12 protein-coding genes are annotated in these 13,419 nt (G+C 62.8%); 7 read left to right on the top strand and 5 right to left on the bottom strand.

The window, feature by feature from the left end; all coding sequences use genetic code 11:
• The first annotated feature begins 127 nt into the window (after positions 1–127).
• Positions 128–2,509, top strand: coding sequence for a hypothetical protein (locus tag ACERHN_RS19185; protein WP_415920614.1), 2,382 nt, complete (start codon positions 128–130; stop codon positions 2,507–2,509).
• Between the two features lie 6 nt (positions 2,510–2,515).
• On the opposite strand, the gene ACERHN_RS19180 is transcribed toward ACERHN_RS19185, so the two are convergent.
• Positions 2,516–3,085: a YcbK family protein gene (locus tag ACERHN_RS19180; RefSeq protein ID WP_415920613.1), complete on the bottom strand. Its 570-nt coding sequence runs from the start codon at positions 3,083–3,085 to the stop codon at positions 2,516–2,518.
• 311 nt (positions 3,086–3,396) lie between these two features.
• Here ACERHN_RS19180 and ACERHN_RS19175 point away from each other — a divergent pair, with 311 nt between their 5' ends.
• Genes ACERHN_RS19175 through ACERHN_RS19160 form a run of 4 tightly spaced genes read left to right on the top strand, consistent with a single transcriptional unit; the run spans position 3,397 to position 7,635 of the window.
• Positions 3,397–5,004 (top strand): L,D-transpeptidase family protein, encoded by a 1,608-nt coding sequence (locus tag ACERHN_RS19175; RefSeq protein WP_415920612.1) that lies wholly within the window; start codon positions 3,397–3,399, stop codon positions 5,002–5,004.
• A 37-nt stretch (positions 5,005–5,041) separates the two neighbouring features.
• On the top strand, positions 5,042–6,133 hold the full coding sequence (gene lpxD / locus ACERHN_RS19170; protein WP_415920611.1) for a UDP-3-O-(3-hydroxymyristoyl)glucosamine N-acyltransferase: 1,092 nt from the start codon (positions 5,042–5,044) through the stop codon (positions 6,131–6,133).
• 33 nt (positions 6,134–6,166) lie between these two features.
• The gene (locus ACERHN_RS19165; RefSeq protein ID WP_415920610.1) at positions 6,167–6,427 is read left to right on the top strand and encodes an acyl carrier protein; all 261 of its coding nucleotides are present in this window, start codon (positions 6,167–6,169) and stop codon (positions 6,425–6,427) included.
• Positions 6,427–7,635, top strand: a complete 1,209-nt coding sequence (locus ACERHN_RS19160) for a beta-ketoacyl-[acyl-carrier-protein] synthase family protein (RefSeq protein ID WP_415920609.1) — start codon at positions 6,427–6,429, stop codon at positions 7,633–7,635. The genes ACERHN_RS19165 and ACERHN_RS19160 overlap by 1 nt, the downstream gene beginning before the upstream one ends.
• A gap of 23 nt (positions 7,636–7,658) precedes the next feature.
• Here the strand turns inward: ACERHN_RS19160 and ACERHN_RS19155 are convergent, their stop codons facing one another.
• Entirely contained in the window at positions 7,659–8,444 is a 786-nt protein-coding gene (locus ACERHN_RS19155; protein WP_415920608.1) for a DUF533 domain-containing protein, read from the bottom strand.
• Positions 8,445–8,559: 115 nt separating this feature from the next.
• Here ACERHN_RS19155 and ACERHN_RS19150 point away from each other — a divergent pair, with 115 nt between their 5' ends.
• Entirely contained in the window at positions 8,560–9,435 is an 876-nt protein-coding gene (locus ACERHN_RS19150; RefSeq protein ID WP_415920607.1) for a DMT family transporter, read from the top strand.
• 98 nt (positions 9,436–9,533) lie between these two features.
• Here the strand turns inward: ACERHN_RS19150 and ACERHN_RS19145 are convergent, their stop codons facing one another.
• The 3 genes from ACERHN_RS19145 to ACERHN_RS19135 are packed head-to-tail and all read right to left on the bottom strand — an operon-like array spanning position 9,534 to position 12,365.
• Entirely contained in the window at positions 9,534–10,931 is a 1,398-nt protein-coding gene (locus ACERHN_RS19145; RefSeq protein ID WP_415920606.1) for a protein adenylyltransferase SelO, read from the bottom strand.
• A 46-nt stretch (positions 10,932–10,977) separates the two neighbouring features.
• Positions 10,978–11,427 (bottom strand): GNAT family N-acetyltransferase, encoded by a 450-nt coding sequence (locus tag ACERHN_RS19140; protein WP_415920605.1) that lies wholly within the window; start codon positions 11,425–11,427, stop codon positions 10,978–10,980.
• Positions 11,424–12,365 carry a nucleoside hydrolase gene (locus tag ACERHN_RS19135; protein WP_415920604.1) on the bottom strand — a complete coding sequence of 314 codons (942 nt, stop codon included), beginning with the start codon at positions 12,363–12,365 and terminating at the stop codon, positions 11,424–11,426. Before ACERHN_RS19135 ends, ACERHN_RS19140 begins: the two co-directional genes overlap by 4 nt.
• Before the next feature lie 117 nt (positions 12,366–12,482).
• Here ACERHN_RS19135 and ACERHN_RS19130 point away from each other — a divergent pair, with 117 nt between their 5' ends.
• The gene (locus ACERHN_RS19130) at positions 12,483–13,361 is read left to right on the top strand and encodes a hypothetical protein (protein ID WP_415920603.1); all 879 of its coding nucleotides are present in this window, start codon (positions 12,483–12,485) and stop codon (positions 13,359–13,361) included.
• The last annotated feature ends 58 nt before the right edge of the window (positions 13,362–13,419 follow it).

Genomic DNA, 13,419 nt, shown 5'->3' with positions numbered 1-13,419 from the left:
GCGATCTGCGCGGTCGGGTCCGGATCCACCCAACCCCCGCCACAGCACCATGATTTCAAGACGCTTGACACAAGCGGGCTGCTCCCTGCACGTTTGAGCCGTATTTTTCGCAACCCCATTTGGTTCCATGAGCGTCATTTTTTGGCTCAAACGTAAACTCACCGCGTTCTGGCGTCTTTTCGCCGACTTTTTCGTGCCCAACTACTGGGGCGCTGCGGTTGTGTTTTTCGCCGTGCTCGCCATCGTCTCCATGGGCGGCGAAGGGGTGGGGGTGTCGAACCTGTTCCGGGACGTGCCGGAACACCACCGCGATGTCTGGCACAGCGCCATTTTCACCAGCCCGTCCGCATGGACCGGCGTCACGCTCGCCTTTGCGGTGGGCCTGATCCTGATGACGCCGCTCTTTGACTGGTATTACAAGCAGCGCAACCGGCGCCGGATCAACGGTCTGGACCTGTCGACCGTTCTGATCATCGTCGCGGTGGCGGCCCAACTGATCCTCTATTCGGCTTGGCGCAACGCCGATGGCAGCGACTTTCTCCGGGGCGAGCATGTCCGGTTCTGGGTCGGCACACTTGCGGGTTGGATGTTTGTCGGTGCCATCTGGGTCCTGATCCGTGGCTTTGTGCGCGCGATGCAGGTCATTGGTACGCAAGTGGCTGATCAACCGTCCCTGTTTTCTGAGGCGGACGAGACCCTGCCGCTCCGTCTGATGCAGCGCAGGCCGTTTCGCAACGTGATCACCTATGTCCGCAATCACCCGCGGGCGGCGGCGACATATTACTATTACCTGCCGTTGCTGGCCGCCCTGTTCGTGTTTCTGAGCATGGACCGGATCATGCCGGGCGTCGCGCTTTTGCTGATTGTGCTCTTTGTCTTTGTGTTCACCTACTTCGTCGTCCACCTGAAATGGAGCCAGCGCCTTGTCCTGATTGGCGTGCTCGCAGCCCTGTTTCTGGTTGCATTCAAAGGGTCGGATGGCGGGTTCAAGGTCACGTTTGACGGCATCAACGGGCCCGCAGGGATCAGCCAGTATGACCGAACGGACGCGCTGTTTGATATCGAGGCACCGGACAGCGACGAATACCGCGCGATGGAGGCGGCCTGTGTGTCGGATCCCGGGTTCGCCGGTGGGCCGGTGGACATGGAGCGCAGCCTTGCCAATTGGCACGCCGTCGCGTCCCAGGCACAGGGACGGCCCGACCCCAAGATGGTGATCATCGCCACGTCGGGCGGGGCCTACCGCGCGGCGTTCTGGACCACGCTGGTGATGGATCAACTGATCCAGTCCGGCACCGGTGATGAGCAGTTGGACGGTATTGCCCGCAGCGTGCGGTTCATCACGGGTGCGTCCGGGGGGATGGTGGGGGCCGCGTATTTCGCCGCGGATGCAGGCCCTGATGGGTTCACGCGGGATACGACGCTGACGGACATGCTGACGGACGACATCAAGGCTGCGCAATTGCCGGACCCGGACCGGCCCGAGGCGCTCGATGCCTATTACCACCTGCGCGCCAAACCCTTTCCACGCGACAGCCTGTCGGCCCTGTCGCGGCACATTGTGCGCACCGACCTGCCCAGTCTTGTGACGCGGGGCAGGGTGGATGTGGACCGGGGCAAGGTGCTCGATAAACACTGGCGCACCATCGACGTGCCCTTTGGCGATCTGCGCGCCGGGGAAGAGGCCGGGTGGCGGCCGTCGATCCTGTTTTCCCCTATGCTCGTGGAAAGCAGCAAGCCGCTGGTGATTTCGAACCTGCGCATCAGTGAGATACCGGATGCAACACGCGGTGAGATTGTAGAGTTTCACCGGGCCTACCCGTGCGCGCGCGGATCATTCAGCATGGCGACCGCCGCACGTATGAACGCGACATTCCCCTATATCTCGCCCGCCGTGTCCCTGCCGTCGCAGCCGCGCCGGCGCGTGGTCGACGCGGGTTATTACGACAATTACGGCATTTCGCTGATCACGGCGATTTTAGGCAGCGACGAGGGCGACTGCTCACGACAGGCGCTTCGCGCGCAGCAGGCACAGCGTCAGCCGTTCTGTTTTTCGCAATGGATGAACGACAATACCTCTGGCATCGTGCTGATCGAAATCCGGGCCTTCCGGCTTGGGACGTCGTCCGAAAGCACGGAGCATTGCGAGGACCGGCCCGAGACGGGCGGGGCGAGCCCGTTTGAGTTTCTGACAAGTCCCATCGATGCGGTCCTGTCGGCGCGTGGCGGGACAATGGTGCTGCGCAATGAACAGGTGCTGCGGCACTATGCGGATGGGACAGATGCCGTGCCGTTGCGGCGGCTTGTGCTGGTCAACTGCGTGTCGGGCGGCATGAGCTGGATCATGCCAAAGGATGAGCTGGACCAGATGCAGTCGCAATTCGCGGACCTGTGGTCAAAGGCGCGTCAATATCCGTGGTCAAAGGCGCCCGGCGTCGGCAAAACCGCCCAAGCAGGCATTGGGCAGCTGACAGCGCAGGAGTTTTTGCAGCGGGCGTGGGCGGAATGACCGCCTTTAGCGGCCCCACGTGCGGACAACGCCGCAATCCATGTGCACAAAGTTCGAGCCGGAGTATTTGCCGACACCGCCCCCACGACAGGCCGCGGCGGCGCGGGCCATCTGGCTGACCGACCGGCTGGAGAGGCGCAGGTCAGCCGCCTGGCCTTTCATGTGCAGCGAGTTTTTCGCCACGCCCCCGCTGCGCGAGCGCAGCATGGCGTTTGTCTGCGGGCTGCGGTAGCCCGAGAGCAGCATATAGGGTTCGGTTGCATCCAGAAGGTTGTGCGCCGCGGCCATGATATCCACCGTCCGCAGGTCGATCGCGATCACCTGATTGGTGCGCCAATCCCGCATGAAGTGATTGATTTCCTTCACGGAATCCTTGATGTACTTGCCTTCGATCCAGTAGATCATGTCGATCCGCTCGCCCGTGCGGCCCGAATACATACGCAGGCGACGGATGTCGCCCGAACCCCGCAGAAACCCTGCGGCTTTTGAGTATGTCGGGGCTGCTGCAACCGTTGTTGCCGCAAATGCACCAAGCAATGCCCGGCGGGTCAAACCCGAAGAGGTATAATCCGTCATATCACTGCGCCGTCCCGTACGCCTGCCACCCATGATGTTACACGGGTTTTTCATCTCATCCCCAGATGCAACATGTTTATGGCATAACGCGATTCGTTTACCAAGCGCTGAATCTGAGTTTTTTCCTTAGCAAGTGTGTTTGGCAGAATTTTGCCCACATGTTGCAAAAAGCGGGAAATAAGACACAACCCGGTGCATCGCTGCATCACGGCGCGTGCAAGGCGCGCCATGCCGGAAGTTGTGAATAGACACGCTCCCTGCGGCTTTGGGATATTGCGCGCAGCCGACCGATTTTTTTACGAGGAACCACCATGACAGTGTCGATTTTTCGCGCATGGGTTTTTGCATTTATGGCCGCCGCGGCGGCCCTGACATTTACACTTCCGAACGCGGCATCCGCACAGGTGACCGCCTTCAAGCAGGCCGTCGCAGAGGCCGCAGCGCGTGATGCCGACATCGCCGCATTCTATCAGGCCAACGGATACAAAAGCATCTGGACCGGGCGCAGTGGCAAGGAACGCCAACGCCGCGTCGCGCTTTTCAAGGCGCTGAGCCAGTCTGCAAACCACGGTCTGCCCACCGCACGCTATGACGCAGCCGGTCTGCAGGCCAAGATGAAGGCGGCCAAGACACCGCGCGACCGGGGTCAGGTCGAGGTCGAGATCAGTCGCACCTTCCTGCAATATTCCCGCGACCTGCAAACCGGTGTTCTGGTGCCGTCGCGCGTGGACCGGGCCATCGTGCGACAGGTGCCGTACCGCGACCGCACCTCGTATCTGGTGAATTTCAGCAAGTCATCGCCCAGCGGGTTCTTCAAGGCGCTGGCGCCGAAGACCACCGAATACAACGCGCTGATGAAGGAAAAACTCCGGTTGGAGCGTCTGTTGGCCAAAGGCGGTTGGGGGCAGACGGTGCCGGCCAAATCGCTGAAGCCCGGTCAATCCGGCGAGGCCGTGGCCGTCATGCGCAACCGTCTGATTGCGATGGGCTTTCTCAAGCGCACCAACACGCAGACCTATGATGCCAACGTGCAGGCTGCCGTGCAGCAATTCCAGCTGGCCCACGGACTGGCCGCCGACGGTGTCGCAGGTCCCGGCACGATGACCGAACTCAACCGCGATGTGCAGTACCGCTTGCAATCCATCATCGTCGCGATGGAACGGGAACGCTGGGTTAATCAGGAGCGCGGCAAGCGCCATATCCTCGTGAACATCCCCGATTTCACCGCCAACGTCATCGACAATGGCAAGGTAACGTTCCAGACCCGTTCGGTCGTGGGGGCCAACAAGGATGACCGCCCGACGCCCGAGTTCTCGGACGTGATGGAATTCATGGTCATCAACCCAAGCTGGTACGTGCCCCGGTCCATCGTGACCAAGGAATATCTGCCCGCGCTCAAGCGCAATCGCAACGCGGTCAAGCATATCGAGATCACGGACAGCAAGGGGCGCAAGGTCAACCGCGGTGCCGTGAACTTTGCCCAATACACCGAAAAGACGTTCCCCTTTGCCATGCGCCAGCCGCCCAGCAAGGGCAACGCGCTTGGTCTGGTGAAATTCATGTTCCCCAACGTGCACAACATCTATCTGCACGACACTCCGGCCAAGAACCTCTTTGGCCGCGAGGTACGCGCCTATAGCCATGGTTGTGTGCGTCTGGCCGATCCGTTCGATTTTGCCTATGCGCTGCTGGCCAAGCAGCAGTCCAACCCCGAGCAGTATTTCCAGTCGGTGCTGGCCACGGGCAAGGAAACGCGCGTTGACCTGAAATCGCCCGTGCCGGTGCACATCATCTACCGCACCGCGTTCACCACACCCAAGGGCCACACGCAGTACCGCCGCGACATTTATGGCCGTGACGCCAAGGTCTGGCGCGCGCTCAGTAATGCCGGGGTGGCCCTGCGCGCCGTTCAGGGGTAAATCCGTCCCCTGAGTTTCAAGCAAAAGGGGACCGGACATGCGCTATACCATCGCTCAGATTGCGGAGGCTCTTGAGGCCGACGCAGTGGGGGACACAGGGTTTGTCGTGACCGGTCTGGCCGAACCGGGACAGGCATCGGCGGATGATCTCGCGCTGGCCAGCAATGCGAAATATGCCGGCGCGCTGGCCGATGGCGCGGCGCAGGCGGGGTTCCTCTGGGACGGCGCGGATTGGCAAGCGCTCGGCCTGCGCGCCGCTATCCTGCCCAAGCGGCCACGGTTTGCTATGTCTCGCCTGACCGCCATGGCCGATCCCGGTCAAGGGTTCGGGGCGGGCATCCATCCATCCGCAACCGTGGATCCGTCTGCGGTGCTGGGCGACAATGTCACAGTGGCCCCGGGGGCTGTGATCGGCCCTGAGGCCGTGATTGGTGCGGGCTCGGTCATTGGTCCCTTGTCCTTTGTGGGCTGGCGCGCGCGGCTGGGGGACAACGCATACCTGCGCGAGCATGTGAGCATCGGGGCCAATGTCCGCATCGGGGCCAACTTTATCGCGCAACCGGGCGCACGCATCGGGGGCGACGGGTTTTCCTTCGTGACACCGGAAAAGAGCGGTGTGGAGGCGGTGCGGGAATCCCTTGGCGATCAGGGCGATACCAAAGGCCAGCCCTGGGCGCGTATCGCGTCGCTGGGTGCTGTGGTGATCGGTGATGACGTAGAGGTTGGCAGCAACACCGTGATCGACAATGGCACCATCCGTCCAACCTCCATCGGCGACCGGACCAAGATCGATAACCTCGTCCATATCGGCCACAACTGTGTCATCGGACAGGACAACCTGCTGTGTGGCTGTGTCGGTATCGCCGGGTCGACCACGATCGGCAACTTTGTCGTCATGGCGGGGCAGGTGGGTGTGTCCGACAACCTGACCATCGGCAACAATGTGGTGCTGACGGCGGCGACCAAGGTGCTGAGCTCGGTACGCGACGGCAAGGTCATGATGGGCTATCCCGCGACCGAGATGAAGACCAACCTCGATTCCTACCGCAACATCCGCCGCATCGGGCGGCTGATGCGCGACGTTACGGACCTGAAGAAAGCGGTTTTCAAGACGGACGCCAGTGACTAAATCAGGCCCAAGACTGGCAGAGGGACAGACGGGATGAGCGTCAAGGACAAGGTGATCGACATCATCGCCGAACAGGCGGTGCTGGAACCCGGGGATGTGACGCTGGACAGCACGCTTGAGGATCTGGGGATCGACTCGCTCGGGCTGGTCGAAAGCATCTTTGCCATCGAGGAAGAGTTCGACATTTCCGTGCCGTTCAACGCGAACGAGCCGACCCAGAGCGATTTCGATATTTCCAGCGTCAAATCCATCATCGCCGGGATCGAGGCGCTGATCGCCGAGCAAAAGGTCTGATGCACCGCGTTGTCATTACCGGCATGGGCAGTGTGAATGCACTGGGCCATGACGTGCCCGAAACGCTTGTCGCCATGCGTGAGGGGCGCTGCGGGATCGGCGCGCTGGAGTTTCAGGATGTGGACCGTCTGTCGATCAAGATCGGCGGGCAGGTGCGCGGGTTCGAGGCCGAAGGCCGCTACAACCGCCAGCAGATGAGCCTCTATGACCGGTTCACCCAATTCACACTGGCCGCCGCGAAGGAGGCCATTGACCAATCGGGCATCACCTTTGCCGGCGAAGTGGCGGCAAAATCGGGTGTCGTGCTGGGCACCGCAGGCGGTGGGGTCAGCACGTGGGACGCCAATTACCGCTCCGTCTACGAAGAGGGCAAGAACCGTGTGCACCCGTTTGTGGTGCCCAAGCTGATGAACAACGCCGCCGCCTCTCATGTGAGTATGGAACACAACCTCAAGGGGCCGTCCTTTACCGTATCGACCGCCTGCGCGTCCTCGAACCACGCGATGGCACAGGCGTTTCAGATGGTGCGGTCCGGCATGGCGCCCGCCATGGTCACGGGCGGGTCGGAATCCATGTTGTGCTTTGGCGGGGTCAAGGCGTGGGAAGGGCTGCGCGTGATGTCCAAGGACGCCTGCCGCCCGTTTTCTGCCAACCGCAACGGGATGGTGCAGGGCGAAGGCGCGGGCATCTTTGTGTTCGAAGAGTACGAGCACGCGCGCGCCCGTGGTGCGGAAATCCTCTGTGAGGTGATCGGGTTTGCGATGTCTTCGGACGCCTCCGACATCGTGATGCCGTCAAAAAACGGCGCGGCACGGGCGATGGCGGGCGCGCTGGCCGACGCACGCATCGACCGGTCCGAGGTCTGTTACATCAACGCCCACGGCACCGGCACCGCCGCCAATGACAAGACCGAATGCGCCGCCGTGGCCGATGTGTTCGGACCCCATGCCGACAGCCTGATGATCTCGTCCACCAAATCCATGCACGGCCACCTGATCGGCGGCACAGGGGCGGTGGAATTGCTCGCGTGCATCATGGCGGTGCGGGATGGTGTGATCGCGCCCACCATCGGCTACGAAGAACCGGACCCCGAATGCGCGCTTGACGTGGTGCCGAACGAGGCGCGCGAGGCCAAGGTGTCCGTTGCCATCAGCAACGCGTTTGCATTCGGCGGCATGAACGCGGTTATTGCCCTGCGCGCGATCTGACTGACGCGGGCAGGGCGCTCGGCTCAGGTATAAAGCGACGGCACGCCCATCTGTTCATGGATGTGGTTCACGTTCTGAGCGTCGATCCCAAGCCCCTGGGCCAGCTGATGCAGGTATTGCGCCTCCTGCTGGTTGTCGAGGTCGATGGCCAGCAGCGACATGGCATAGACCTGCGGCTCCATGCCCTGCGGCACATCCCGCGCAAGCGCGTCCACATCCACCGGCTTGCCCATCTCGGCACGCAGGAACGCGGCCTCTTCGGCGTCGATATCGCCGCCCAGATGCTGCATCAGTTTCTCTTCTTCGCCCTTGTCCAGCTGACCGTCGGACTTAGCCGCTTGGATCATCGCGCGCAGCATGAGGGCTGCGGCGGCTTCCTGATCTGCGGTGGGCTCGATCTCAGGCTCGGGCGTCTCGGAAAATTGCGAATTCAGGACCTGGCCAAAGCTCGCCCCGTTGTCCGCAGGCCGCGCGGCCGCACGGCCCCCCAACGCACCCAGAAGGCCCGCCGCACCACCGCCCGCGGCCAGACCGCCGAGCATGTTCTGCAACCCGCCGCCTTGCGCACCGCCAAGCCCTTCGAGGATGCCGCCAAGGCCACCACCCGCACCACCACCGGCACCGCCCATCAGACCGCCCAGCATGTTCTGCATGCCGCCCGCACCGCCGCCGCCCTGCAAACCACCAAGCAGCCCGCCAAGACCGCCGCCCGCGCCGGACGTCCCGCCCGACCGTTTCATCATCGCGCCCGCACCCTTGGCCACGGCCACACCAATGGCCACCTTGGCCAGTGTCTTCATCAAGCTCATCGTCATCCCCCCTGAAGAATCATCGCGTCCACTGTGGCACGGGCCGTGCCATGTGCCGCGGGGAAATATCCCGGATCATTGACATTTTGCCCCCAACATCGGCCAAGTCCCGCCCATGGACCGCAAATCTCATATCGACCTCTTTGGTGTTGTCGCACTCACCTTGTTTTCCCTGAACCTCGGGTTCAATCAGGTCGTGATCAAGTTCGGCAATGGCGGGTTTCAACCGGTGTTCATGGCTGGGCTGCGGTCGCTGGGCGCGCTGGTGCTGCTGGCGCTGTGGATGCGGGCGCGCGGTGTGTCTTTGCGCCTTCCTGCCGAGGGGCGCGCAGGCGGGATCATCGCCGGGCTGCTTTTCGCCATCGAATTCCTGTTCCTGTTCTCGGCGCTGGACCTGACGACCGTGGCGCGCGCCTCCATCGTGTTTTACTCGATGCCGGTGTGGCTTGCGCTCGCAGCACATGTCCTGCTGCCGGGAGAGCGTCTGACGGCGCTGCGCGGTGTTGGTCTGATCCTCGCGATGGCAGGCGTAGTGATTGCGCTGGCGGATCGCGGGTCGGGACAGGGGAGCTTGCTGGGCGATCTGATGGCGCTTGGCGCGGCGCTCTGCTGGGCCGGGATCGCGCTCTGCGTGCGGGTGACGCCGCTGTCGCGCATCCCGGCAGAGCAGCAGCTCTTCTGGCAATTGCTGGTGTCCGCGCCGGTGCTGATCGTCGTCGCCCCGGCCTTTGGCCCTCTGATCCGCGACCTGACGCTGATCCATTGGGTGAGCCTCGGCTACCAGATGGTGTTCATCGCCAGCTTTGGCTTTCTGTTCTGGTTCTGGCTGATGAAGATCTATCCCGCCTCCGGCGTCGCCTCCTTCAGCTTTCTGTCCCCGGTCTTTGCCGTGGTGCTGGGATGGCTGGTGCTGGGCGAGACGATTGGCCTGCGCATCTGGGTGGCGCTGGCGCTGGTGGCGGTGGGCCTTGTCCTGATCAACCGGCGTTAAAGCAGAAATAAAAAAATCTGGGTCACGTCACCCTGCCTGAAATAAATATTTCAACGGGTTACGTGACACATGATGGTGCAGGTTATTTGTATTTCGCTCTAAGTGCCGCAGAACGTGGCGGGCACGACCTCGTCTGGTTGGGGCGGGGCGCGCAGATCGTCAAAACCGTCGGGCAGGTCGTAGGGTGTCGCCAGCGCGGTCATCAGACGCTCAAACGGGGCCATGTCGCCGGCCACGGCGGCGGTGATCATCGCCTCGATCTGATGATTTCGTGGGATGATCTGCGGATTGGCCGTAGTCATCGCATCGGGCGCATCCATACGCACGCGCCACTTGGCCGCCCACGCGTCAAAGGCGTCCGTGTCCTTGAACCCGTCCCGCGCTGTGCCGTCGTGGAGGCCCGCGAACGTGTTGGTGAAATCCGCCCCGTCCGCCTGCATCAAGGCCAGCAACTCCTCAATCAACGGCTGATCCTCGGCGCGCGGATCGGCCAGCCCGATCTTGGCGCCAAACCGGCGCAACCACGCGGCCTGCAATTGCCCCGGCATGGCGTGCACAATGGCTGTGGCCTGCTCCACCGCGGCCTCCTTGTCATCGCAAAGCTGGATCAGCGCCGTGGCCAGTTGCGCCATGTTCCACACGGCAATGCGCGGCTGGTTGCCAAAGGCATAGCGGCCCGTCTGGTCGATGGAGCTGAACACGCGCCCCTCGTGATAGTCGTCCAGAAACGCGCACGGTCCGTAATCAATCGTCTCGCCGGAAATGGTGCAATTGTCGGTGTTCATGACCCCGTGGATAAAGCCCACAGACATCCATGCCGCCACCAGCTCTGCCTGCACGCGGCACACCGCCGCCAACAGGCCAAGCGGGCCGTCCGCCTCCGGATGGTGGCGCGCGATGGCATAGTCGGTGAGTGTGCGCAATTCGTCGATATGGCCGCGATGGGCAAAGATCTGGAACGTGCCGACCCGCAGATGGCTGGCGGCCACGCGGGTCAAGACCGCACCGGGCAGGGGTCCCTGTTCGCGCAACACCGGCTCACCCGTGGCGACGGCAGCCAAGGCGCGGGTTGTTGGGACGCCAAGCGCATGCATCGCCTCGCTAGCAACATATTCGCGCAGCACTGGACCCAGCCATGCGCGCCCGTCGCCCATGCGGCTATAGGGGGTGGGGCCGGAGCCCTTGAGCTGAATATCGCGGCGTAGGCCGTCACGGCCCACCACTTCGCCCAGCAGGATTGCCCGCCCGTCGCCCAGCTGCGGATTGTAGTTGCCGAACTGATGCCCCGCATAAAGCTGCGCCAGAGGGGCGGCACCATCGGGCACGGTATTGCCCGCGAACACGGCGGTATCCTGACCTGTGATCCCCAGATCTTCGGCCAGCGCAGCGTTCCACGCCAGCGGTTCGGCGCTGCGCACAGGTGTGGGGTTCAACCGCGTGTAAAACGCGTCCGGCAAAGTGGCATAGCTGTTGTCGAAGGGGATGTGTAACGTCATGCCCCAGACATAGGCGCGCGCGCCACCGGTGGCCAGAGGCTTGATCCTAGAGCTTGCGCGTCATCAGGTGGTAGCCATCGCGCAGGGCAAAGCCACACCGTTTGTAGAGACGTTGCGCGGTGTCGTTGTCCGCCTCCACTTCGAGGTGCAGCGCCTTGACCCCGGCGCTGGCCAGAGCGCGGGGCAGGGACAGCAAAACCTCGCTCGCCACACCGCGACCACGCACACCCGGCCGGATAAAGATTTCGTCGATGAACCCGTCCATGCCGCCAAATTCCACGGACCAGCCAAAGGTCACGATGAGATAGCCGATGGGCGCACGGGGCGGCCCGATCAGGTACACGGCCCCATGCGGGATCCCCTCCAGCAACGGGCGCAGGCCCGCGGCGCGGGATTCGGGATCAAGCGAGATGCCTTCTTCGGCGTGAAAGGCGGCGACAAGCGCATCAAGCCGGTCGAAATGCTCGGGCGCGCCGAGGGTGAGTGCCGCACTCATAGCCGCGCCAGACGCTCGGTCAGCAGCGCAAAAAAGCCATCCGCATCAATGTCGCCCATGAAGGTCGCGTTGGGCGCACGGTCGGTGACGCGCCACCAGTCGGCCACGGTCATGCCCATGGTCAGCTCCGACTGCGTCTCGATCTCGACGTTGATGTGGCGCCCGGTGAACAGCTCCGGCCTGATCAGATAGGCGGTCACACACGGATCATGCAGCGGAGCACCGGCGGAGCCGTATTTCTCCTTGTCGAACCGTTCGAAGAAATCGGTCATCTGTGCAACGGCGATGCCCACAGGCGTGCCGAGTGCGCGGAATGCGTCATTGCGGGGTTTCGTCACCAGCGCCTTGTGCGTCACGTCCAGCGACATGACGACAATATCAATGCCGGATTTGAACACGATATCAGCGGCTTCCGGGTCGACATAGATGTTGAATTCCGCAGCGGGCGTGATGTTGCCCACTTCGAAATAGGCCCCCCCCATCAGCACGATTTCCTGCACCGCGCCCGCGATCTCGGGCGCGCGTTGCAACGCGGTCGCGATGTTGGTGAGCGGGCCAAGCGGGCAGAGCGTGATGCTCGCGGGTTCGGCGCTGCGCAGCGTGTCGATGATGAAATCAACCGCGTGCCCGTCCTGCAAGGCCATCACCGGGTCCGGCAGGTCGGGACCATCCAGCCCCGTCTTGCCATGCACATGTTCCGCCGTCACCAGATCGCGGCCAAGGGGGCGGTCACATCCGGCATAGACGGGTACATCCGTTTTGCCCGCCAACTCACAGATAATGCGCGCATTTTTGGACGTCAGATCAAGCGGGACGTTGCCCGCAACCGCGGTAATGCCCACAATGTCCAGCTCCTCCGGGCTGGCCAGTGCCAGCAGGATCGCCACCGCGTCATCCTGACCGGGATCCGTGTCGATAATGATCTTGCGCGGGGACATACGGAACCTCATTCGTTTGACGCGCACCGTGGCCAGTTTGGCACCTGTTGTCCAGAAGTGACGCAACGGTGTGCGCAATTCCTTGCGCGCCGGGCGGGTGCTGCGTAACGGTTCGGCATGGCCGATCAACCGCTTTTCATTCATGCCGGGGCGCACCGGACCGGGACCTCATCGTTCCAGATGTGCCTGCATGAAAACCGGACGGTGTTGCAGGGCCAGGGCTGGTCGCTGGCCTATCCGCCGCGCGACGGCATTCCGTCCGGTACATTGTCCCTGCGCCTGCCACGGCCGCGTGATAGCAAGCTGGGGCGCGTGACGATCCGCACGACCAAGGTCCTGGCCGCGCATAGCGCAGGCCAACCCCTTATTCTGTCGGAAGAAAACATCCCGGGCCGCATGATGCACTTTATCAAGGGGCAATTCTATCCGGCTGCGGAAAAGCGGTGCGCGGTGCTGCGCGATGCGTGGCCGGGGCGGATTGCGCATCTGCTGTTCGTGGTGCGTCCTTATGATGAATTGTTCGTCTCGGGCTTTCGCAAACGGGCCGAGGAAAACCCGGTCCCGCCCTTCGACGTCCTGCGCCCCAATTACATGCGTATGGATCGCGGCTGGCCCGACCTGTTGCGCGTCCTGCGCGACGTTTTGCGGCCCGATGCAATCACGGTGGTGCCATATGCGGCGCGCGGCACCAGCGTGTCACTGTTGCAGCGGCTGGTGCCAGAGCTGGCCGATGCGCCCTTGGTGGAACCCGCGCGCAAAATCAATGTCAGCGCCACGGACGCGGCCCTCATTGCGTTGCAGGCACGGTTGGAAACGGAGGAGACGCTTGCCCCGGACGCGTGGCAAGCGGTCGTCGAGGCCCATGCCGGGGATGCTACGTCACACGGGTTTGCGGCGTTCTCGGCTGAGGAGCAACAGATCTGGGCAGAGCGCTATGCCGCGGACCTCAAGACGTTGGCAACACTGGACGGCGTGACACTGATTTCAGACGCCTAGAGCGAAATGCGAATAAGCTGCACCATCATGTATCACGTAACCCGTTGAAATATTTGAT

Origin of the sequence: Tateyamaria rhodophyticola, from assembly GCF_047777875.1 — a bacterium.
In the GTDB taxonomy this organism is placed as follows: domain Bacteria; phylum Pseudomonadota; class Alphaproteobacteria; order Rhodobacterales; family Rhodobacteraceae; genus Tateyamaria.
This window is presented reverse-complemented; position numbering and strand designations above follow the sequence as displayed.